Genomic DNA, 23150 nt, shown 5'->3' on the forward strand with positions numbered 1-23150 from the left:
TAAACTAGAGATAGTAATACATTTTGTATAGAAGAAAGGATGTCAACTTTAATGACGCAACAAGCAGATCAGTTAGCAATTAATGCGATTCGTACTTTATCAATTGATGCAATTGAAAAAGCAAATTCAGGACACCCAGGTTTACCAATGGGCGCAGCACCAATGGCGTACACGCTATGGACAAAACAACTACAACATAATCCTCAAAATCCATCATGGTTCAACCGTGATCGTTTTATCCTTTCAGCGGGTCATGGCTCAATGCTTTTATATAGTCTACTTCACTTAGGTGGTTACGACTTACCAATGGAAGAAATTAAAAACTTCCGTCAATGGGGTTCTTTAACACCAGGTCACCCTGAATTTGGACATACAGTCGGTGTAGAAGCTACTACAGGTCCATTAGGTCAAGGCATTTCAATGGCAGTAGGCATGGCAATGGCTGAATCTCATTTAGCAGCAGTATACAACAAACCAGAACACAATATTATCGATCACTATACATACGTGTTATGTGGTGATGGTGATTTAATGGAAGGTGTTTCTGCCGAAGCCGCGTCATTAGCAGGTCATCTACAATTAGAAAAATTAATCGTATTATACGATAGTAACGATATTTCATTAGATGGTGATTTAAACAAATCATTCTCAGATGATACAGCTGCACGTTATAAATCATATGGCTGGAATTACTTATTAGTAGAAGACGGTACAGATGTGACAGCAATCAATCAAGCAATCGAAAATGCAAAAACATCAAATAAACCAACATTAATTGAGATTAAAACAATTATTGGTCATGGTTCACCGAATAAATCGGGTAAATCAGATTCTCATGGTGCGCCATTAGGTACAGAAGAAGTTGCTTTAACAAAAGCGAATTACGACTGGACATATGAGCCATTCGAAATTCCAGAAGAAGTATATGAAACATTCAAAGAAGCAGCTGAAACACATGGTGTACAAGCAGAAGCAGCTTGGAATGATGCATTTGCAGCATATAAAGCAGAATTCCCAGAATTAGCAGCTCAATTAGAACAAGCAATCAAAGGTGAATTCCCAGAAAACTTTGATGCAGAATTCCCAGTATATGAAGCAGGTAAATCAGTTGCGACACGTTCATCTTCTGGTGATATGATTAATGCAATTGCTAAAACTGTTCCTTCATTCTTCGGTGGTAGTGCCGATTTAGCTGGATCAAACAAAACAACAATCAAAGGTGCTGGTGATTTCTCAGCACATGACCGCGCTGGTCGTAACATTTGGTTTGGTGTACGTGAATTTGCAATGGGCGCAGCATTAAACGGTATGGCACTTCATGGTGGATTGAATGTCTTCGGTGGTACGTTCTTCGTATTCTCTGATTATGTACGTCCAGCAGTTCGTCTATCTGCATTAATGGGATTACCTGTAACATATGTATTCACACATGACTCAGTAGCTGTTGGTGAAGATGGTCCAACACACGAACCAATCGAGCATTTAGCCGCTTTACGTGCAATGCCGAATTTATCAGTAATTCGTCCAGCAGATGCAAATGAATCGGTAGCAGCTTGGAAGTTAGCGTTAACTTCTAAAAACCGTCCAACTGCACTTGTTTTATCACGTCAAAACCTACCTGTTCTTGATGTAGATCAAACTGTATTACATGCAGGTGTTGAAAAAGGTGCCTACGTTGTAGCAAAAGCTTCAAAAGAAGTAGCAGATGCATTATTAATCGCAACAGGTTCAGAAGTGCAACTAGCAGTAGCTGCAAAAGAAGTATTAGCAAAAGAAGGTATTGAAGTATCTGTTATCTCAATGCCTGATACAGCACGTTTTGATGAGCAAGATGCTGCATACAAAGAATCTGTATTACCAAAAGCAGTAACAAAACGACTTGCAATCGAAATGGCTTCATCATTCGGTTGGCATAAATATACTGGTTTCGAAGGTGATGTTCTTGCAATCGATACATTTGGTGCAAGTGCACCTGGAGATACAGTGATTGAAAAATACGGTTTCACAGTTGAAAATGTTGTTGCGAAAGTGAAAGCATTATTTAATTAATCCGTACACAATAAAATCCCGAAATGTTTGACGTTTCGGGATTTTTTTATTCAACAAACGATTTCTCATATGTAGCATAATTAATTAATTTTTCATGAAATCTACGACAAATGTAGATAGGCTATGTTTTTTATTGTATAATCCTTCATGGAGAGTATTATCTCGTATGTGAAAATAGAGGAGGAACACAAGTGAGTACAGGTCTTGCCATTACATTCATCATCCTTGCGTTAATCGTTGGTCTTGTGGGTGGATTTTTCATCGCACGCCAATACATGATGAAGTATTTAAAAGAAAACCCACCAATCAACGAAGATATGCTTCGTATGATGATGACTCAAATGGGACGCAAACCATCTGAGAAACAGGTTCGCCAAGTGATGAGCCAAATGAGTAAAGCAACAGATAAAATGGATAAAAAGAAGAAATAATTTATTCGTTAAGATAAACCAAAAAAGTGAGGCCTCATTAGTAGGTCTCACTTTTTATATGTTATGCAGGTTGAATAATGTGTGTGCGATGTTTTTTCTGTGGGAATTGATAATCTTGTGGTAAATAACTAATATGAAAGTCTACTAAAAATTTAATAATTTCTTTTTCATAATCAAAAGGTTGTTCATTAAATGATTGCGCATGCTCACCTTTTTCGAATAACACAAGTCGTGTATTTTCAGGTTTTGCCGCATGTAGCGCTTCTGACATCGTATGTGGAATATACGTATCTTCTAAACTATGAATATATAAAATAGGTTTTGAAATCTTTTGAACAGCTTCAATCGGTGCGACTTCACGCAGTGTATAACCATCACGTTTTTGAATAAAGAAGTCAGCTAATTTTACCGCGTAAGCAGTTTTAATCGGTGTATCGCGCATGAGTACATGGTGGAGTTGTTTTTCAAATGTTGAAAATGCACAATCTGCAATAATAAAATCAAATAATGTATCATCTAATCCACCATATTGAAGAGTTGTAGCAGCGCCCATTGATTCACCTTGAATTCCTAACAGTGCACCATGTGTCATCTGTGAACGAACAGCTTCTACAACAGCTTGTAAATCATACTTTTCATAAAAGCCATAGCTTGTCGTTTTGCCACCTGTTTTTCCGTGGCGACGTTGATCGTAAACAATAATATTATAACCGAGACGAGCAAATACTTGTGCGTATTTTAAGGAATTGATATGTGTTTCAGTTACTCCGTGTAAAATAATGATCGTATTAGGACTTGTCGTACTCTGAATCTTGTGGCATGTAATGGGGTAACCATTTAGTGATTGTACAATAAAACTTTCTTTAGCTACATGTGTAAACCAATCTTCATTCAAACGTTTGGATTGTACTTCGCGGTCCCAGATGAATTGTTCATCTTTTTGTTTCATATACATAACACGATTGGAAATGGTATAGCCAAGTGCAGCTATGGAAGCACTTGTAGCTACAGAAGCAAGTAAAGGCCATTTCTTTTTCAAATTCATCACCTCATGTTCATCATAATTAAATATGTTAAAAAAATCCATAGACATTTCAAAACCTTACAAATGATTTACTTTCTGCTAAAATAAATGTAAATCAAATACGAGGTGACAGAAATGGCGAAAAAGAAAAAACAAATGACTCAACCGAAGTCGACTTCAGATGACGGATTGACATTAAAAGATCAATTAAATGCAGATGTCTTAAGTCAATTAAAGTTAGCGAAACAAAGTTTAGTTGCACAAGAAAAAGAACAAGAAGAAGAGCGTCGTGCAAAAGCGTTATTTGAGAAAAAACAACGCGAGAAAAATATGAGTTTTGAAGAATTGTTAGAACAATACGGCGATCAAGGTTCAAAATTTTAATCGTACATTTTTAAAACAGACACTATCAGTGCAGTTCCCATAAATAAGAGAATCTAAACAAAAAACTGAAGCCGCGACACAGCGCGGTTTCAGTTTTTTTAATCTTTATATATTTTTTAGCCATACATTTATTTCATACGATGTTCTTCGTATCGATTTGCTTTTGTCATGTTCATCCATTGTTCTAAAACATCTTGTGAAGCAGGGTGATAATAGGCATCGATAATTTCATATAGTTGTGGCAAGCTACTGACACCTAAAACCGTACTCGCAATGACATCTTGTTTTAAATTATAGCCAATTGCACCGTTTAACATATAATCCGTAGATTGTTCAAGTTGTTTCAGTGTGTGAGCTAATTCTTCTTGTGAGTAGTCTAGAAAACCATTGTCTGTCATTCGTTGTTCCCATTCATTTGTTAAAAGACCTTTCGCAATTGTACCACGTGAAATAACTGATATACGTCGTTCTTTCATCCACTCAAACCATTCCTCAGGACGACGATCTAACGCGCTATATTGCATCATGATAGCGCTTGGACGACCTATTGTTGCCATTTGTTCAATAACATTTGGACGAATGGAAGAAATACCGTATTGGCGAATGACTCCTTCGCGTTTTAAGTCTTCAAAGGCTTCAGCAATTTCTTCAAAGTTGTCTTCTAATGTTCCCCCATGTAGCTGATATAAATCGATATAGTCGGTCCCTAAACGGACGAGGCTTTTCTTAACGGCCTCCATGATATATTTTTTCGATGCATCCCAATGCCAGCTGTCGCCAGAAGCGTCCCATACATTTCCGACCTTTGTTGAAATGATAACATCTTGGCGTTTTTTACGTAAAATATCTCCTACAATAATTTCGTTACGTCCATGATTATATAAGTCTGCTGTATCAAAAAAGTTAATGCCAGCATCTACTGCTGCATCAATAATGTTGCGTGCCTCTTGTAATTCCATCGGTAGTGACATACAACCTAAACTTAATTCTGACACGCGTAAATCACTTGGACCTAAGTTTCTATACTCCATATATAACGCCTCCTCATACTTAATGGTACAATGTAAGTGGAAAAATAATCAATCTTAAAAGCATGGAGTGAATAAGATGAACAAAAAATTTGAAGAAGTAACGATTTCATCTGAAACAATTTATGAAGGACGCATTATTGATGTAAAAAAAGATCAAGTACGTCTGCCAAATGGAAAAACAGGAACAAGAGAATTAGTGAAACATCCTGGAGCAGTAGGTATTATTCCAATTACAGCAGATGGTCGTCTAATTGTTGTTGAACAATATCGCAAGCCTTTAGAGCGTAGTATTGTTGAAATTCCAGCGGGTAAATTAGAGCCAGGTGAAAAACCCGCAGTAACAGCAGTTCGAGAATTAGAAGAAGAAACAGGGTATGGCGCGCATGACTTTGCGTATCTACAAACAATTGCAACATCACCAGGCTTTGCAGATGAAATCATTCACCTCTATATTGCAAAAGACTTATATAAAATCGAGCAACCGGCAAGTCCAGATGAAGATGAATTTGTCGAATTAATGGAGATCTCTTTAGAAGAAGCAGAAGAAATGATGCAAGATGGTCGAATTTATGATGCGAAAACAGTCATTGCTGTGATGTGGATGCGTCAAAATATGTCGGTAAACAAATAAATTTGTATAGATGAAGTAAAAAAGGTTTTCTTTTTGAGAAAATATGTTTATCATAGTTGCTGTGAACAATATTCTCAATTGACTTGTTATTTAATAATAATTATTATAAAAAGATAGTCATTCCATTTAAATTCCACTATTTGTTGTCAATCAAACATAGGTTTTGGTATAATGTGAATAGTTTAGGAGGGCGTCACTATGGAAAGCCGTATAGATCGAATAAAGAAGCAATTGCATGGTGCGAGCTATAAACTGACGCCACAACGTGAGGCGACAGTGCGCGTACTACTAGAGAACGAAGAAGATCATCTGAGTGCTGAAGATGTGTATTTATTAGTAAAAGAAAAAGCGCCAGAGATTGGTTTAGCAACAGTGTATCGTACACTTGAGTTGTTAACAGAATTAAAAATTGTCGATAAAATTAATTTTGGTGATGGTGTATCACGCTACGATTTACGCCAAGAAGGTGCTGCACATTTCCACCACCATCTTGTATGTATCGAATGTGGTGCAGTTGATGAAATCCAAGAAGATTTATTAGAAGATGTGGAAGCAATTGTTGAAAAGCGTTGGAATTTCCAAGTGAAAGACCACCGTTTAACATTCCACGGGATTTGCTGGCGTTGTTCAAGTAAAAAAGATCAATCACCAAATGACCAGAACTAGAAGGGTTGTCCTAAAGTTTAAAAAGCAGCTTAAATCAATTACTTGATTCTAAACTGTGCGCTTAAACTGATGTGGACAGCCTTTTTTCTATCTTGAATAGAGAAGGAGAGAAAACGATGAATTCAGAAGTACGAGATGCAGTAGAAGAATACATACATTTTTTACGTGTAGAGAGACAGCTTGCGCAGAATACATTAACATCGTATGACAAAGATATTCGCGCATATATCTATTCGATTTTTGAACAGCAACAATTAGCAACTTTTGATGAAATCGAGCGTTATCATATTTTACAACATTTAAAAGCACTGCAAGAAGACGGGAAAACAGCACGTACGATTTCACGACATATTTCATCTATTCGTTCATTCCATCAGTTTTTATTGCGTGAAAAACGTTGTCAACAAGATCCGACGGTTCATTTGGAGATGCCGAAACTAGAACAGAAGTTGCCGCAGATTCTATCAATTGAAGAAGTCGACAGGTTGATGGAAGCGCCGAATACACAAAAGCCAGCGGGTAAAAGAGACCGAGCAATGTTAGAACTTTTATATGCTACAGGTATGCGCATAAGTGAATGTATTGAGTTGAATGTAGAAGATGTCCATCTTTCTATGGGGTTTATTCGTGTATTTGGTAAGGGAGGGAAGGAGCGTATTATTCCGCTTGGACGAGCAGCGATTGAAACATGTACGGTTTACATCAATCAAGCTAGACGTGAATTAGAAAGTACAAAAGGACGAAGTGAAGCGTTATTTTTGAATCAGAGAGGGAACAGATTAACAAGGCAGGGCGTATGGAAATTGTTAAAGGGCTATGCACAAAAAGCACATATTCAGCATGAATTAACACCGCATATTTTACGACATTCATTTGCGACTCATCTAATTGAGAATGGAGCAGATTTGCGTGCTGTACAGGAATTATTAGGCCATGCAGATATTTCAACAACACAAATTTATACGCATGTCAGTAAAACACGTCTATCTGATGTCTATAAACAATACCATCCGCGTGCATAAATTTTAAAATGTCAGATGTCTGACGTTTATTTTTCTAAAAAATTTGTTAAAATAAAGAAGAACAATCAACGACTGACTTTTTTCGGGAATCAGTAATGAAATCGATTGTAGGAGGAACTAAAAATGAAACCATTTAAACGTATACATTTAATTGTGATGGACTCAGTAGGTATTGGTGAGGCACCAGATGCAGCTGCTTTTAACGATGTAGGTGCAGATACACTTGGACATATTGCAGAGGAAATGAACGGGCTGAATATGCCACATATGGAGAGCTTAGGCTATTCAAATATTCGTCGCATGATAGAATTAGAGCCACTTAAAGGCATTCAAGAAGTTGAAAAACCAAAGGCCTACTATGGTCTTATGCAAGAAGCCTCTGTCGGGAAAGATACAATGACAGGGCACTGGGAGATTATGGGTTTGAATATTGACAAACCTTTTAAAGTTTATCCAGAAGGCTTCCCACAAGAATTATTAGATGAGTTAGAAGAAAAAACAGGTCGCAAAGTATTGTGTAACCAACCATATAGTGGTACAGCAGTTATTGAGGATTTTGGAAAAGAACATATGGAGACGGGCGCTCTGATTGTATATACATCAGCAGATCCAGTATTACAAATTGCAGCACATGAAGATATTGTGCCACTAGAAGAACTATATAAAATTTGTGAAATTGCACGTGAGATTACAAAACGCCCTGAGTACTTAGTCGGTCGTGTCATTGCGCGTCCATTCGTAGGCGAGCCAGGAAACTTTACACGTACTGCGAATCGTCACGACTATGCCCTAACACCATTCGGTCGTACAGTAATGAATGAGATGAAAGATGCAGGACTTGATGTCATCGCTATCGGTAAAATCTCAGATATTTATAACGGTGAAGGTGTAACGGAAGCAATTCGTACGAAAAGTAATATGGACGGAATGGATCAATTAGTCAATGTCATGAAACGTGATTTCCACGGACTATCATTCGTCAACTTAGTAGATTTTGATGCAAACTTTGGTCACCGTCGTGATCCACAAGGTTATGGTGAAGCACTAGAAGCGTTTGATGCGCGTTTACCAGAAGTATTTGAAAATATGCATGAAGATGATTTACTACTAATTACAGCAGATCACGGGAATGATCCAACATTTGAAGGAACAGATCATACGCGTGAATATGTGCCTTTAATTGCGTACTCGCCACGTTTTAAAGAAGGGAAAGCACTTGACCACATGCGAACTTTTGCAAGTCTTGGCGCGACAGTTGCAGATAATTTTGATGTGAAGTTACCCGAGTACGGTGAAAGTTTCTTATCCCAATTGAAATAAGGAAGGACAGACGTATATGCATATTTTGGATGTCATTGAAAAAAAGAAAAATAATCAACCTTTAACAAAAGAAGATATTCAATTTTTTATTGATGGTTATGTCAATGATACAATTGAAGATTATCAAGCATCTGCTTTACTAATGGCAATTCGTATCAATGGATTAGATTTTGAGGAAACATTAGCATTAACGAATGCGATGCTACATTCAGGTGACATTATTGATTTATCTGCTATTAATGGTTATAAAGTCGATAAACATTCAACAGGTGGCGTTGGCGATAAGGTGACACTAATTGTTGCGCCGATTGTTGCCGCATTAGGTGTAAAAGTAGCGAAGTTATCAGGTCGTGGTCTTGGTATTACGGGTGGCACACTTGATAAATTAGAAGCGATTGATGGTGTAAGTATTGATTTAACAGAAGAACAATTCTTAAATCAAGTGAATGAGATTGGTTTTGCGTTAGCAGGACAAACACAAAACTTAGTACCAGCAGACAAAAAGCTCTATGCATTACGTGATGTGACAGGTACAGTCGATTCACTGCCACTGATTGCAAGTTCTATTATGAGTAAAAAGTTAGCAAGTGGTGCTGATGGTATGGTACTTGATGTGAAGTATGGTTCAGGTGCATTTTGTAAAACGAAAGAAGTCGCAACTGAGTTAGCTAAAATGATGATTCAAATTGCAGAAGGCTCGAATAAATCGATCGTGACGGTATTATCTTCAATGGATAATCCATTAGGTCGTACAATTGGGAATAAAAACGAAGTAAAAGAAGCATATGGTTTATTAAAAAATCCAGATGAAGCAGATCCAAATCTTTTAAATACAAGTATTGAAGTATCTGCTTACATGTATGAAATCGCAACGAAGAAAACGCACGAAGAAGCGAAGCAAGCTGTACTTGATGTGTTAAATTCAGGTGAACCAGTGAAGAAGTTTGAAGAGATGGTGAGAGCGCAACGCTTGAACGATTCAAATGAAGAAATTGATTTGAACTTTGAACCAGCATATCGTGTAGCTGTAAAAGCGCCGAAAGAAGCGCATGGTTATATTGAAAAAATTGATGCACAAACAATTGGACAAATTTCATTAGATTTAGGTGCAGGTCGTCATACAAAAGCAGATGAGCTCGATTACTTTGCAGGTGTAGAATTACACAAAGTAAAAGGTGATGCTGTAAAGCCGGATGATGTCGTGATGGAACTGTATGCAAGTAAGCCAATTGATGAAGCATTTGCAGTGCGTGCGCAACAGTCGATTACGTATAGTGAACAGCCAGTCGATGCAATTGATGCAAAAAGTGTTTTAAAAAGTAAAGATTTAAGTCAATGATTGAAAACATCTTGAGGTTTTAAAAATCTCAAGATGTTTTTTTGTCTTTTAAGAAGAATTTTAAAAATAAAAACGTTTTCATAGAAAAACAATGATTGGCACAATTCCCCATCCTATGATAAAGTTTTTTAATAAAGAAAATTCCGACCATTCACACAATGGCGGATTCAGGGGGATTTGACATGCATTTATATGGCACACAAGCAGTAAATGAAAAAGGGCATTTAACAATTGGGGGAGTCGATACAACAGAACTAGCCGCTACATACGGAACACCACAATTTGTATATGATCTAGCGCTATTTAGAGAACGTGCGCGTGGTTTTGTGGATACATTTGAAAAAGCAGGTGTGAAAGCACAGGTAGCCTATGCTTCAAAAGCTTTCTCATCAGTAGCGATTTATCAAGTGGCTGCACAGGAAGGGTTATCGGTGGATGTCGTGTCAGGTGGAGAACTATATACAGCTTTAAAAGCTGGATTCCCAAGTGCTAAAATCCATTTCCATGGCAATAACAAATCACTAGAGGAATTACATCAAGCATTCGATTCAAAAATCGGTTGTATCGTCATTGATAACTTCTATGAAATTGAAAAATTAAAAGAATTAGCAACAGTAAAGCAACAGAAGATGGATGTATTAATTCGTGTAACACCAGGTGTTGAAGCACATACACATGATTTTATTACAACAGGTCAAGCTGATTCGAAATTCGGGTTTGACTTAAGCAATGGTCAAGCAGATGAAGCTTTTCAACAGCTTTATCAACATGACTTCCTTCAATTAAAAGGCATGCACTGTCATATTGGCTCGCAAATCTTTGAAACAGAAGCATTTAGCTTAGCTGCACAAAAAGTAGTAGCGAAAATGGCTGAGTGGGAAAAAACAACAGGATTCAAAGCGACAGTATTAAATCTTGGTGGTGGATTCGGTATTCGTTACACAGAAGAAGATGCACCTCTTGAGCCAGCTGTTTATGTAGATGATATGATACAAGCTGTGAAAAAAGAAGCAGCGGCACACGAAGTCGCTTTACCTGAAATTTGGATCGAACCAGGTCGTTCATTAGTAGGGGATGCTGGAACGACACTTTACACAATTGGTTCAAGTAAAGTAGTACCAGATGTACGCAACTATATCGCAATCGATGGTGGCATGAGTGATAACATTCGTCCAGCATTATATGATGCAAAATATGAAGGTGTACTTGCAAATAAGATGAATGAAAAAGCAGATACGGTTTATACAATTGCAGGAAAGTTATGTGAATCAGGCGATAAAATTATCGAAGATTTAACATTACCAAAAGCAGAAGCACATGATTTACTTGCGACATTCTGTACAGGTGCTTATGGTTATGCGATGGCAAGTAATTATAATCGTATGCCGCGTCCAGCAGTTGTTTTCGTTGAAGATGGCCAACATCAATTAGTTGTAAAAAGAGAAACAATGGAAGATTTAGTGAAATTAGATTTACCATTCACGCTAGGTGAATAATTCTGTTTTATCCTAAAAAATGGCAAAAAAGTTGCGGGATAGTAAAATTTCGTGTAGTATAGCCAAGTATATAGTTTAGGTTTAAAAAAAGAGGGATTATAATCTATGTTAAATCGATATAAAAAAACATACGAAAAAATCGCAATGGGGCTACTTTCTTTTATGCCAGATGAAAAAGATTTAAAAGTATTGCAACAAACGATTCAAAAGTATGATACCGAACAAGATTGGGAATTATATTTGTATAAGCTAGATGCCGACTACATTGGTTTAATCGGTGTGGAACGATTCGATACAGAATTGATTGTCCGTCATATCTCAGTTGACCCTTCTCATAGAGGAGAAGGAATTGGGACAACGATGGTACAAGAGTTAGCAGAGCAAAATCCTACTTGTCGTGTAAGTGCTTGTCAATTGACTAAGCCATTTATCGAAAAATGTCTTCATACAAAAGAAGAAGCAGACATTCACGTATAATGTCTGCTTCTTTTCATGTTTAGCGTTGTTTTGTAGCGAGTGCCAACTCACGCGCTTCAATGACTTCTGTCCGGTCACGTAAGCGGTGTTTATTCAATAAATAGTCTGGATCAATTACAGGAAGCTGTTCTATCTCATTTTGAACCACTTCTTTTAATAGATGATCTGTTATATCAATTGAAAAAGTTTTAAAACGAGCGCCTTCAGTAATAGCGAGTCTTGTCTGTTCAATTTGATGTAGCAAGTCATCATAGTCGATTTTTTCAGCGAAAGGCGTAGTTCGTGCTGCATGCAATAACGCGTGACTTCGTACCAATAACGTTTTTGCACCGCGGCTATTTCCTCGGCGCCAATGATATAAACCCGTCGCAAGTTGAATATAACCTACAAGTGGATGTTTACGCTCTCTTTCTGCAATCTCCTTCCAATAATCTTCTAATACTTCATGGCATTCAAAAAAATCTTGATTCCCGTTGAAATATGTGAGAAATTGGACGAATGCAGGATGGTTCATCGGGTGCATTTTATTCACCTTTCCTCTATACTAAATTTGATATGAATGTTAGGTGGTTATCATATGTCTTATGAAGTGAAAGTAGAGGCCTTTGAAGGACCTCTCGATTTATTATTACACTTAATTCATCGTTTGGAAATTGATATATATGATATTCCAATGCGTGAGATTACAGCTCAGTATATGGAACATATTCGTGCAATGCAAGTACTTGAATTAAATGAAGCAAGTGAATATTTAGTAATGGCAGCGACATTACTTGAAATTAAAAGTAAAATGCTCTTACCTGTTCATGAAGGTGAGTTCGATGAAATTGATATTGACGATGATTTTACCGATCCTCGTGACGAATTAGTGGCAAAACTGATTGAGTATCGCAAATACAAAGAAGCTGCTTTAAAATTAAAAGAAAAAGAAGAAGAACGTGTTCAAACTTATACACGTCCGCCAAGTGACTTATCCGACTATATGCAAGATGAACAGATGCAATTATTTGATACAAGTGTGAACGTTTATGATTTAGTCGCGGCTTTTCAAAAAATGTTACGTCGAAAACGTTTAAAAGCACCACTAAGTACACGAGTAGCTAAACAAGGCGTATCGATTCGACAACAAATGCAGTCGATTGTGGAACGACTAAAACAAGCAAAACAACCGCTTGATTTTTATGATTTATTTGAATCAGATGATAAACCGACGCTTGTTTTAACGTTTTTATCACTACTTGAATTAATGAAGCGTCAAATGGTCATGGTGGAACAACAACAAAATTTTGAACAACTATTTGTTATTTTAAAAGAAGGAGATGTCGATGATGCAACATTCGAATCCATTGATGAGTAAAATTGAAAGTCTTCTCTTTGTCATTGGTGAAGATGGCTTAACTATTTCACAACTAAGCCAATTAACAGAGTCGACAGAACAAGAATTAACAGAAGCACTTCACTCTATGATGAATCAATATGAATTAGATGCTTCAAGAGGGATTACATTAAAAGAGATTGCAGGTACATATCAACTCGTATCAAAGCTTGAAAATGTTGAAGTGATTGAAAAGTTGGTTGAAAATCCACCAGCACAATCACTATCGCAAGCAGCGCTCGAAGTGTTAGCGATTGTCGCTTATAAGCAGCCCATCCCTCGTGTTGAAGTAGAAGAGTTGCGTGGTGTAAAGTGTGAACGCGCACTGCACACGCTTAATCAAAAAGGACTTATTCAAGAGGTAGGACGTGTTGAGGGAACGGGTCGCGCTATTTTATATGGTACGACAAAAGAATTCCTAAATTACTTTGGTCTAAAAAATATAGAGGAACTACCTCCTTTAGAAGAACAAGATCAATTACCGGAAGACGGACAAGATTTATTCATGTCAAAATTCCAAGAAGCTTTTTTAGAAGAAGCAAATCAATCATAATAACAAAACAAAATCAGGATGAATTCCTATGAGGTGAATAGAATGGAAAGACTACAAAAAGTAATTGCACACGCAGGTGTTGCATCAAGAAGAAAAGCAGAACAACTAATTTTAGAAGGTAAAGTAAAAGTGAACGGCGTCGTTGTACGTGAACTAGGTACAAAAGTGACAAGCTCAGATCAAGTAGAAGTTGAAAACGTAAAAATCGAATCAGAGAAAAAAGTATACTATTTACTATATAAACCACGTGGTGTCATCTCAGCTGTATCAGATGACCGTGGACGTAAAACAGTTGTCGATTTATTCCCAGAAGTAGAAGAACGTATTTTCCCAGTTGGTCGTCTAGACTATGATACATCAGGTGTTCTGTTATTAACGAATGATGGAGATTTTGCGAATAAATTAACGCACCCTCGTTATAACATTGATAAAACGTATGTAGCGAAAATTAAAGGTGTTTTACGTCGTGAAGAAATTCGTCAACTTGAAAAAGGTGTCATGTTAGAAGATGGCAAAACAGCGCCAGCTCGTGTGCGTATTATTTCTTCTGATGTAAAATTAGACAAATCAATTGTCGCAATTACAATTCACGAAGGACGTAATCGTCAAGTTCGTCGTATGTTTGAAGCAGTAGGGCACCCTGTAAGTAAATTAAAGCGTGAAGAATTTGCTTTCTTAACACCAATTGGTCTAAATGCAGGGGAATCACGTGAATTAACAGCACATGAAGTAAAGCAACTTCGCGTGTTAGCTGAAACAGGTAAAATCGGGTAATCGTCAATTCGTCTATAAGGAGGTAATGGAATAAATGCAACGAAAGAGAAAAAGATTATTCATTCGTTCCATTATTTTAGCCGTCCTCGTAGCAGCAATTAGTTATACAGTGTATGTCACCGCTACGGGTGGTTCAAAAAAAGTCGTCAAAGAAGGCGACCAAGCACCAAACTTTGTATTAACAGATTTAAACGGGAAAAAACATCAACTGTCTGATTATAAAGGTCGTGGCGTTCTTCTGAATTTTTGGGGAACGTGGTGTCCGCCTTGTAAAAAAGAAATGCCTGCTTTAAATGAAGCATATAAAGCATTTGAAGATAAGGGTGTACAAGTAATTAGTATTAATATTGCGCAATCTGATTTTGAAGTACGTGATTTTGTGTCTTCTTATGGACTGGATTTTCCAATGACGATTGATCAGACAAAATCCGTTATGCGTGCGTACAATGTAGACCAATTACCTGCTACATTTTTAATTGATTCTAAGGGGAAAATTAAGCGCATTCTAACATATGGAATTACAGAAAAAGAATTTAAACAGTATATGGAGAGCATTCAACCTTAAATAAGGGAGTTTTCTAAATATGAAAAAAATTGTATGTGCGTGTAGTTACGAAAATCCAGAAGGGACACACCTCTGTGCGCAGTGTGGCAGACCGCTAACAAAAGAAGATGAAGAAAAAAAGGTCGTTGATATGCGTTATGATGGAACAGCCATTCGTTCTAAAACGTATAAAAAATCTTTTATAGACCGAATATGGAATTTCTTTTCAAGCGTCAAAGTAGGCGTATCGCTCATCGTTATTACGCTCGTCCTCGCTGCTATTGGTACATTTTTACCACAGATTATGTTTGTATCCGTCCCACCAGGTATGGAAACAATCGATGTTTATGAAGAAAAGTATGGCTTTTTCGGTAAAATCTATTATGTATTAGGATTTTCAAATATTTATGCTTCTTGGTGGTTCCAAACAATTGTCGGGATGTTAGCTGTCTCGATTATTATCGCTAGTCTTGATCGTGGTATTCCACTTTATAAAGCTCTAAAACACCAACGTGTGCGTCGCCATGCGTCGTTTATGAAGCGTCAGCGTCTTGTATCTGAAACAGTAGAAGATGAAAAACAGGCTGCTGAAACATTTGAATTAGCAGAGCAAACGCTAAAATCAATGCGCTATCATGTCAAAAGAGAACAAGGTGCATTACTGGCTGAAAAAGGACGTTTTTCTCGTTTTGGACCGTATATCAATCATGTTGGGTTAATTATTTTCATATCAGGTGTCATGTTGCGCTTAATGCCTGGTTTTTATGTAGATGAAAGCCTCTGGGTGCGCGAAGGAGAAACAACTGCCATTCCAGGTGTAGAAGGTTATTACATAAAAAATAATCAATTTATTTTAGAAACATATGATGAAAAAGATTTAAAAGGACAAGATTCTGAGCGAGTAGAACAAGCGATTAATACACGCGCTAAAAACTATCAGACAGATGTGACCTTGTATAAAGAAGATGGCACACCTTTAGCAGGTGATACAGCTGATTTACAAAAAATCGGTCAATATAGTATTCAAGTGAATAAACCATTAAAATACGATGGTTTTGCTTTATATCAAACAGATTTCAAGCAAGATGAATTGAAGACGATGACGTTTGATTTAGTTAATAAAACAAGCAAAAAATCTTTAGGGCAAATTACGATTGACTTACGTAACCCGAAAAAAGAATATGTAATTAACAAACAAACAAAAGTAGCACTACAAAAATACTATCCAGATTTTACTGAATTTAAAGATGGTGAACCTCAAACAGCTTCATCTATTCCAAACAATCCAGCTTTTATTTTTAAGATGATAACACCTGAACAGCCAAAGGGTGAAACAAGTTTTGTAGCAATTCGCCAAACATTAGAGCCATTTGGAGAAACAACATATAAAATGAAGTTCCAATCTGTTGAAACGCGAGACGCTTCGAATCTAACTGTTCGAAAAGATAAAACATTACCGATTTTGTTAGTCGGAGGTATTATTTTTATGATTGGTGTAACAATGGGTTCTTATTGGAGTCATCGTCGTATCTGGTTGCAACGAACAGAAGATGGTCGTGTGTTACTTGCAGCGCATACGAATAAAAATTGGTTTAGCATGAAAAAAGACGTAAGTGAAGTATGCACATCTGCGCATTTAACAGACTATCATGATCAGCTAGAGGAGAGAGAGAAACAATGAATCTATTAGATCTTAGTGGGACATTACTATTAATCGCTTTCATCGCTTATTTACTTGCTATTTTGTTATTTGGTGGTGCGATTCGCCATAAACAACGCGATGTTTCTACCTCAAATAAACATTGGGGTAATGCTGCGATGGTTGTGACGATCATTGGGTTTATAAGCAATGTCTTGTATTTTATTACACGTTGGATTTATGCAGAACATGCGCCTGTTAGTAATATGTTCGAATTTGCCACAGCCTTTGGTATGTTTATTGTTGGTGCGTTTTTAATTATGTATTGGATGTACCGTTTAGCAACACTTGGTATCGTAGCTCTTTCAATTGCAGTGCTACTCATCGCATTTGCAAGTATGTTCCCAAGTGACGTGACACCATTGATTCCAGCACTAAAATCATATTGGTTAACTATCCATGTTATTACGACGGTAATTGGCGAAGCCATCTTAGCGATGAGTGCTGTAGCAGGTCTCGTTTACTTACTTAAAACAGTATCATTTAAAAAGCCGAGTAAGGAGCGCTTCTGGTTAGAAGTTGTGATGTATAGTCTAGTAGTCGTGATTGGTTTTGTTGTTGTAACTGCAATTTTTAGTAGTATGCACTATGATGCGGAATTTAGTTATATTGATACAGAACAACAACAAGTGGAAATTACGTATAACACGCCACCGCTATTCGGTATGCATGAAAGTAGGGCATTAACGCCTGAGCGCATGCAACCACTTATGGATATGCCAGCTAGCATTAATGCGAAAAAGTTAACAACCGTCGTTTGGTCATTTATCGTCGGTACGATTTTATATGGATTATTGCGTTTATTCTGCCGAAAACCTTTGGCGCAAGTCGTACAACCACTTGTAAAACAGACGAACATTACATTGATGGATGAAATCGGATACCGAGCTGTATTAATCGGATTCCCTGTTTTCACGCTAGGTGCACTTGTCTTTGCGATGATTTGGGCGCAAGAAGCATGGACGCGTTTCTGGGCGTGGGATCCAAAAGAAGTTTGGGCGCTCATTACATGGTTGTTCTATGCAGCTTTCTTACACCTTCGTCTATCAAAAGGATGGGAAGGGAAAAAATCGGCTTGGTTAGCTGTGATTGGTTTTGCAATTATTATGTTTAACTTTGTCGCAGTGAATTTAATTATCGCAGGCTTGCATTCATACGCAGAATAGTAAAAATAAAAGAGAGTAGTATTCGCTTCGAGAGGAGAGAAACTACTCTTTTTTACTCGAAAAGTAACTATGGCATAATCAGAAAGAGTCATTTAAAATAGAATATGTATGGTAAAAAAAGGATGGTTTATTCCGTTTTCCTGTTTAATTTGAACAAACGGTGGATAAAAGCGTCAAAATCGTGTCAATCCTGTGTACACTAGATGTGGTTTCCTTTTCATTTATATGGCGGGGTTGTACAATAAGATTATAAGAGTCCGGGGAGGAATTATTTGTGAGTGAACAAATTTCAATTTTAGTTGTAGATGATGAAGATCGTATTCGTCGTCTCATTCGAATGTACTTAGAACGTGAAGGATACTTAGTAGAAGAAGCAGAGAATGGTGTAGAAGCCGTAGAGAAAGCTTTAGAAAATGACTACCACTGTATCATTTTAGATATTATGATGCCAGAGATGGACGGCTTACAAGCGGCAGAAAATATTCGTGAGAAAAAGACAACACCAATTGTTTTATTAACAGCAAAAGGCGAAGAAGCGAATCGTGTACAAGGGTTTGAAATGGGTGCAGATGACTATATTGTAAAACCATTTAGTCCACGTGAAGTTGTATTGCGTATTAAAGCGATTTTACGTCGCTCAGCTGCTTACTCACCTATTTCATCTACATCGGCTTCAAAAGATTTAGTGGTCTTCCCGCATCTAACAATTGACCATGATGCGCACCGCGTTTCCGCAGATGGGGAAGAAGTGAACTTAACGCCGAAAGAATACGAATTACTTTATTTCTTAGCGAAGTCACCAGATAAAGTATTTGACCGTGAGCAGCTATTAAAAGAAGTATGGCATTATGACTTCTTCGGTGATTTACGTACAGTAGATACGCATGTAAAGCGTTTACGTGAAAAGTTAAATCGCGTATCAGAAGATGCGGCGAAGATGATTGTAACGGTTTGGGGCGTAGGTTATAAATTCGAGGTCGTAAATGACTAGAATATGGAATAGTGTTGTCGGGAAGCTATGGGTAACCATATTGCTTCTCGTTTCATTTGTACTGTTTATTTTCACAGTACTCATGCTCGAATTTTTATCGAATTTTAATACACAACAAGCAGAAAAAACATTACGCCAAGAAGCTACAACCATTGCACGAATTGTGAATGAACATGATTCGCTCGCTGCTACAGAATCCATTATTAACGATATTTTAGGAGAAGAAACGAATGCTTTAATTTCTTCTAAGCAAGGGAAGATTCAATATTCACTTCAAGAAGGGTTAAATCAAAAAGAAATTCGTGAAAAAATCATTCAAAACCATGCTTTTGACAAGGTCTATGAATCAGATGAACCGATTGTAAAAGAGATGTTATTACCATCTACAACAGATAAAGAACATATGGAGAATTATATTGTGCTCGCGTCGCCGATTAATGTAGACCAAAAAGTGCATGGTGCAGTTTTCATCTATCAAAGCCCAGATGCTGTTCATCGTACGACAAAAGAGACAACAAAAATCGTCTTCTTATCTGCTGCAATTGCTTTAGTGTTAACGACATTCTTTGCGTTCTTCTTATCAAGTCGTATTACTTCACCGCTTCGTAAAATGCGTGAAGCTGCATTTGAAGTCGCAAAAGGCAAGTTCGATTCAAAAGTACCTGTATTGAGTCGTGATGAGATTGGACAGCTTGCAACGGCCTTCAATCAAATGGGTAGACAGTTAAAGCACCATGTGGAAGTCATTAATCAAGAGAAAGAACAGTTATCGAGTATTTTAACGTCTATGACAGATGCGGTAATTACGTTTAATCGTGATCGTACAATTTTGTTAAGTAATCCACCAGCCGAATTATTATTACAAAAATGGTTCTTATCGAAAGAAGATCAGTCAAAACCATTGCCAATAGCTATCTATCATATGCTAGAACATGTACTTGATTTAGAAGAAGAACTAGAGGAAGAATTAGAAATTGATGGTGTATATTATGTCATTTCAATTAGCCCTTTATATAGTGCTGAATCAGTACGTGGTGCAGTAGCTGTTTTGCGAGATAAGACAGAAGAACATCGCCTTGATAAATTGCGTTCAGATTTCATTGCAAATGTATCACATGAGTTACGTACACCTATTTCGATGCTTCAAGGATATAGTGAAGCCATCTTAGACGGAGTTGTGTCTTCGGAGGAAGAACGCAATGAAATGATGCGTATTATTTATGATGAATCACAGCGCATGAGCCGATTAGTAACCGACTTACTCGATTTAGCGCGTATGGAATCTGGGAAGATGCGTTTATATCTCGATGATTTAAGTATTAATCAAGTATTTGAACGTATGACACAGAAGTTCGTACAGCGTGGGAAAGAAAAAGGAATCGAAGTAAGTTATGAAACAGAGTTCTCAGATGATGCGCGCGTTCAGATTGATGAAGACCGCATCGAACAAGTTGTAACGAATTTAGTGGATAACGCAATTCGTCATACAGCAAGTGGTGGGCATGTAAAGGTGCTAGCAGACCAATATGCAGGACAAGTGCGCATTCGTATTCAAGACGATGGTGCTGGTATTCCGAAAGAAGACCTTGCATATGTCTTTGAACGCTTTTATAAAGCAGATAAAGCACGAACAAGAGGTAAGGGTGGCACAGGTTTAGGTCTAGCCATTGCAAGTAATATTATTAATGCACATCGAGGCCGTATTACGGTAGAAAGCGAAGTAGATGTAGGTACAACCTTTACATTCTTCCTACCACTACCAGATGAAATTTAATGAATAAAGAAAAAGTCTTGAATTCGAGAGAAAATTCTCTTTACAATTCAAGACTTTTTTTGTATGATGAATGTGTGGAAAAAATAAATACGGTTCATCTTCGGGGCAGGGTGTAATTCCCGACCGGCGGTAATGAAGTGTTTAACACTTCTCAGCCCGCGAACCTTAACAGGTTGATTTGGTGCAACTCCAAAGCCGACAGTATAGTCTGGATGGGAGAAGGTGAAGGTACAGCGTTGTGTTCATAAAAATGAGTGAACAACGTTTATTTAATGTTACCTAATTCTCCCGCGTAGAAGTACTTCTACGTGGGAGTTCTATTTTAAATAAGCACACGCGCAGCCTTACCTCTTTTTGAAGTGATCCGCAACAAAAGGAGAAAACAGAATATGAAGAACAAGAAGTTACGTCGCATGATTGCAATTGGGATGCTAAGTAGTATTGCATTTTTACTACATTTAATTAATTTTCCAATTCCGCCATTCCCGAATTTTTTAGAGGTAGATTTCGGTGATATCCCAGCGTTAGTCGCAATGATTATTATGGGACCACTTGCAGGGATTTTAGTCGAGCTACTAAAGAATGTCATTGACTGGGTATACACAGGTAGTCCAACGGGGGTACCAGTAGGGCATATGGCAAACTTTGTAACAGGCTTATTATTTATCCTTCCAACGTACTTTGTTTATAAAAAATTAAGTACAAAAAAAGGATTGGGAATTGGTCTTGTTGTAGGTACAATCTCTATGGCAGTAGGTATGAGTGTATTAAATTACTTCGTCTTTATGCCAATGTATAATTACTTCTTAAACATGCCTGTTGAAACAGGGGCTGCATTACGTGCTACAATCGTAGCGGGTGTGCTACCATTCAATATTATTAAAGGTATTCTTGTAACAATTGTCTTCCTACTATTATTTAATGTAATGGGTAAGTGGATGACGAAAGAACGCAGAAGTTTCCAAGCATAACTAAAAAAGCTTTGGCATTTAAGAAAATGCCAAAGCTTTTTGTATGAGTTTTAATGTTGTACACGTAGTAATTGTGCATGTAATAAGCGATTGCGTACGGCAACGCCTGCTAGCGCAGATAAAACAGCTTTAATTACACCAACAAGTAAGAATGGATAGACACCGCCCATAAATGCACCAGTCCAAGATAAATCAGCACTAAATTTTAGCCAGATTGTACCGAAAGCAAGTGTTACAATCATTCCGATAATATTGGCAATGATCGCTTGTACCTTTGTAAAACCGAATTTTTCAAGGTATAAACCGATTGCTACAGCTGCTGGTAGGAAGCCGATAATATAGCCACCAGTTGGTCCTGCAACAACGCCTAGACCACCTGACATACCACTGAAGACTGGGATCCCAATTGCGCCTAGTAATATGTAAATAAATACAGATAGCGAGCCATAACGAAGTCCTAGAATTGTAACAGCTAAACCAATTGCAAATGTTTGTCCTGTAATTGGAATGAGTGGTAGTGGAATCGTAACCTGTGCAAAAATCCCGATAATTGCTGCGAATAATGCGGAAAGAATCCACATCTTCAATTGTTCATTTCTCATAAAAATCCCCTTTGTGTAAACTTATTTTAAAAGTAGTTAACCAAAATATAATGAAAAAATGAAAAAAGGTCAATACTTTTTTTGTAACATCAACGTAAAGTATATGACGTATATAACAAAAAAATATCATTTTAAAGTAACAACTTACAATAAATGTCAGAGAATTTGCAAAAAGATTAGAAATATGTATAATAAGACAAAGACGATTGAACAAATTAAAAAATAAGAAATTTGCTTCAATATGAGAAAAAATGACTGATAAAATAGAGAGGGGAAGCTTTGTGACCGAAAGGAAACTACTCAGTGCTTTCATTACATCTCTTGCTGCGTTTTTTATATTACCGATGCTATATAGTAATCAGCAAGATGATTTTTTGACTTCGGCATTAAACATTAGTATGTATTCATTTCCTTTAATTTTTACATATGGATTAATCATATCCTATGTATCGGACTTTTTTGCTTCATCCAAACGAAATATTTCAGGTGTATCTTTTTTATTCCATTCTTTACTAGGTTCAACAGTAGCTGTACCGATTTTTATTTATAGTTGGATGAATGATGAAGTTGAAACGGCGATGCAACCAGAAATTTGGACAGCAGGCTTTACATTAGGCGCGGTATTTTTCACAGCCGATGTTTCGTTAAAGTATTTAGGGAAGTATTTAGTATTAAATAGAGGAGCTTAGTTCATTCGAATGAATTGGGCTTTACGTAATTTGAAACATACATAACTAAAAGTATAGAAGTATAACATATGAAAATAGGGTGGGATATACGTGTAAAAAAACATCATCCTACATAAGCATAAGAAAAACTGGAATCGCGCTG

At 37.1% G+C, this 23150-nt stretch carries 24 protein-coding genes and 1 riboswitch; of the genes, 20 read left to right on the top strand and 4 right to left on the bottom strand.

Translation table 11 applies throughout. The features are described from left to right. Nucleotides 1-51: 51 nt before the first annotated feature. Both tkt and MHB75_RS02570 read left to right on the top strand, forming a co-directional pair. Complete coding sequence (tkt, locus tag MHB75_RS02565) at nucleotides 52-2049, top strand: transketolase (protein ID WP_141272505.1); 1998 nt, start codon at nucleotides 52-54, stop codon at nucleotides 2047-2049. A gap of 191 nt (nucleotides 2050-2240) precedes the next feature. Then, nucleotides 2241-2480 (top strand): YneF family protein, encoded by a 240-nt coding sequence (locus MHB75_RS02570; protein WP_068454549.1) that lies wholly within the window; start codon nucleotides 2241-2243, stop codon nucleotides 2478-2480. A 61-nt stretch (nucleotides 2481-2541) separates the two neighbouring features. Here the strand turns inward: MHB75_RS02570 and MHB75_RS02575 are convergent, their stop codons facing one another. Then, on the bottom strand, nucleotides 2542-3567 hold the full coding sequence (locus MHB75_RS02575; protein WP_340995797.1) for an alpha/beta hydrolase: 1026 nt from the start codon (nucleotides 3565-3567) through the stop codon (nucleotides 2542-2544). Nucleotides 3568-3639: 72 nt separating this feature from the next. On the opposite strand from MHB75_RS02575, the gene MHB75_RS02580 reads away from it, so the two are divergent. Further along, on the top strand, nucleotides 3640-3888 hold the full coding sequence (locus MHB75_RS02580; RefSeq protein WP_068454547.1) for a YqkE family protein: 249 nt from the start codon (nucleotides 3640-3642) through the stop codon (nucleotides 3886-3888). Nucleotides 3889-4016: 128 nt separating this feature from the next. Here the strand turns inward: MHB75_RS02580 and MHB75_RS02585 are convergent, their stop codons facing one another. Then, entirely contained in the window at nucleotides 4017-4919 is a 903-nt protein-coding gene (locus MHB75_RS02585; RefSeq protein ID WP_340995798.1) for an aldo/keto reductase, read from the bottom strand. A 76-nt stretch (nucleotides 4920-4995) separates the two neighbouring features. On the opposite strand from MHB75_RS02585, the gene MHB75_RS02590 reads away from it, so the two are divergent. The 7 genes from MHB75_RS02590 (at nucleotide 4996) to MHB75_RS02620 (ending at nucleotide 11870) form a co-directional block, all read left to right on the top strand. After that, a complete protein-coding gene (locus MHB75_RS02590) occupies nucleotides 4996-5550 on the top strand; it encodes an NUDIX domain-containing protein (RefSeq protein WP_141272511.1) in 555 nt (184 codons plus the stop codon). A gap of 198 nt (nucleotides 5551-5748) precedes the next feature. Further along, nucleotides 5749-6216, top strand: a complete 468-nt coding sequence (fur, locus tag MHB75_RS02595; protein WP_068454541.1) for a ferric iron uptake transcriptional regulator — start codon at nucleotides 5749-5751, stop codon at nucleotides 6214-6216. A 116-nt stretch (nucleotides 6217-6332) separates the two neighbouring features. Beyond that, nucleotides 6333-7238, top strand: a complete 906-nt coding sequence (xerD, locus tag MHB75_RS02600; RefSeq protein ID WP_340995800.1) for a site-specific tyrosine recombinase XerD — start codon at nucleotides 6333-6335, stop codon at nucleotides 7236-7238. A 123-nt stretch (nucleotides 7239-7361) separates the two neighbouring features. After that, a complete protein-coding gene (gene deoB, locus MHB75_RS02605) occupies nucleotides 7362-8558 on the top strand; it encodes a phosphopentomutase (RefSeq protein ID WP_340995801.1) in 1197 nt (398 codons plus the stop codon). A 16-nt stretch (nucleotides 8559-8574) separates the two neighbouring features. Further along, nucleotides 8575-9897: a thymidine phosphorylase gene (locus tag MHB75_RS02610; RefSeq protein WP_340995802.1), complete on the top strand. Its 1323-nt coding sequence runs from the start codon at nucleotides 8575-8577 to the stop codon at nucleotides 9895-9897. 182 nt (nucleotides 9898-10079) lie between these two features. Next, nucleotides 10080-11393: a diaminopimelate decarboxylase gene (gene lysA, locus MHB75_RS02615; protein ID WP_340995803.1), complete on the top strand. Its 1314-nt coding sequence runs from the start codon at nucleotides 10080-10082 to the stop codon at nucleotides 11391-11393. A 105-nt stretch (nucleotides 11394-11498) separates the two neighbouring features. Then, on the top strand, nucleotides 11499-11870 hold the full coding sequence (locus MHB75_RS02620) for a GNAT family N-acetyltransferase (RefSeq protein WP_068454530.1): 372 nt from the start codon (nucleotides 11499-11501) through the stop codon (nucleotides 11868-11870). Between the two features lie 19 nt (nucleotides 11871-11889). Here the strand turns inward: MHB75_RS02620 and MHB75_RS02625 are convergent, their stop codons facing one another. Further along, complete coding sequence (locus MHB75_RS02625) at nucleotides 11890-12393, bottom strand: DUF309 domain-containing protein (RefSeq protein WP_340998532.1); 504 nt, start codon at nucleotides 12391-12393, stop codon at nucleotides 11890-11892. Between the two features lie 54 nt (nucleotides 12394-12447). On the opposite strand from MHB75_RS02625, the gene MHB75_RS02630 reads away from it, so the two are divergent. The 9 genes from MHB75_RS02630 to MHB75_RS02670 all read left to right on the top strand — a co-directional run bounded on the left by MHB75_RS02630 (nucleotide 12448) and on the right by MHB75_RS02670 (nucleotide 21717). Beyond that, nucleotides 12448-13227 (top strand): segregation/condensation protein A, encoded by a 780-nt coding sequence (locus tag MHB75_RS02630; RefSeq protein WP_141272523.1) that lies wholly within the window; start codon nucleotides 12448-12450, stop codon nucleotides 13225-13227. Continuing rightward, complete coding sequence (gene scpB, locus MHB75_RS02635) at nucleotides 13199-13798, top strand: SMC-Scp complex subunit ScpB (protein ID WP_141272645.1); 600 nt, start codon at nucleotides 13199-13201, stop codon at nucleotides 13796-13798. Before MHB75_RS02630 ends, scpB begins: the two co-directional genes overlap by 29 nt. 42 nt (nucleotides 13799-13840) lie before the next feature. Next, a complete protein-coding gene (locus tag MHB75_RS02640; RefSeq protein ID WP_141272525.1) occupies nucleotides 13841-14572 on the top strand; it encodes a pseudouridine synthase in 732 nt (243 codons plus the stop codon). A 34-nt stretch (nucleotides 14573-14606) separates the two neighbouring features. After that, a complete protein-coding gene (resA, locus tag MHB75_RS02645) occupies nucleotides 14607-15137 on the top strand; it encodes a thiol-disulfide oxidoreductase ResA (RefSeq protein ID WP_141272527.1) in 531 nt (176 codons plus the stop codon). A 19-nt stretch (nucleotides 15138-15156) separates the two neighbouring features. Beyond that, on the top strand, nucleotides 15157-16797 hold the full coding sequence (resB, locus tag MHB75_RS02650) for a cytochrome c biogenesis protein ResB (protein ID WP_340995804.1): 1641 nt from the start codon (nucleotides 15157-15159) through the stop codon (nucleotides 16795-16797). Further along, nucleotides 16794-17981: a c-type cytochrome biogenesis protein CcsB gene (ccsB, locus tag MHB75_RS02655; protein ID WP_340995805.1), complete on the top strand. Its 1188-nt coding sequence runs from the start codon at nucleotides 16794-16796 to the stop codon at nucleotides 17979-17981. Before resB ends, ccsB begins: the two co-directional genes overlap by 4 nt. A 274-nt stretch (nucleotides 17982-18255) precedes the next feature. Then, on the top strand, nucleotides 18256-18972 hold the full coding sequence (locus tag MHB75_RS02660; protein ID WP_340995806.1) for a response regulator transcription factor: 717 nt from the start codon (nucleotides 18256-18258) through the stop codon (nucleotides 18970-18972). Further along, complete coding sequence (locus tag MHB75_RS02665; RefSeq protein ID WP_340995807.1) at nucleotides 18965-20746, top strand: ATP-binding protein; 1782 nt, start codon at nucleotides 18965-18967, stop codon at nucleotides 20744-20746. Before MHB75_RS02660 ends, MHB75_RS02665 begins: the two co-directional genes overlap by 8 nt. A gap of 92 nt (nucleotides 20747-20838) precedes the next feature. Then, a riboswitch (FMN riboswitch) is annotated at nucleotides 20839-20974 on the top strand. 161 nt (nucleotides 20975-21135) lie between these two features. Beyond that, nucleotides 21136-21717 (top strand): ECF transporter S component, encoded by a 582-nt coding sequence (locus tag MHB75_RS02670; protein ID WP_141272535.1) that lies wholly within the window; start codon nucleotides 21136-21138, stop codon nucleotides 21715-21717. Nucleotides 21718-21767: 50 nt separating this feature from the next. Here the strand turns inward: MHB75_RS02670 and MHB75_RS02675 are convergent, their stop codons facing one another. Further along, nucleotides 21768-22319: a biotin transporter BioY gene (locus tag MHB75_RS02675; protein ID WP_340995808.1), complete on the bottom strand. Its 552-nt coding sequence runs from the start codon at nucleotides 22317-22319 to the stop codon at nucleotides 21768-21770. A gap of 281 nt (nucleotides 22320-22600) precedes the next feature. Between MHB75_RS02675 and MHB75_RS02680 the strand changes: the two genes are divergently transcribed. Beyond that, nucleotides 22601-23008 carry a hypothetical protein gene (locus MHB75_RS02680; protein ID WP_068454491.1) on the top strand — a complete coding sequence of 136 codons (408 nt, stop codon included), beginning with the start codon at nucleotides 22601-22603 and terminating at the stop codon, nucleotides 23006-23008. Nucleotides 23009-23150: the final 142 nt, after the last annotated feature.

The sequence above is a fragment of the Kurthia sp. FSL E2-0154 genome (genome assembly GCF_038003625.1).
Taxonomy (GTDB): domain Bacteria; phylum Bacillota; class Bacilli; order Bacillales_A; family Planococcaceae; genus Kurthia; species Kurthia gibsonii.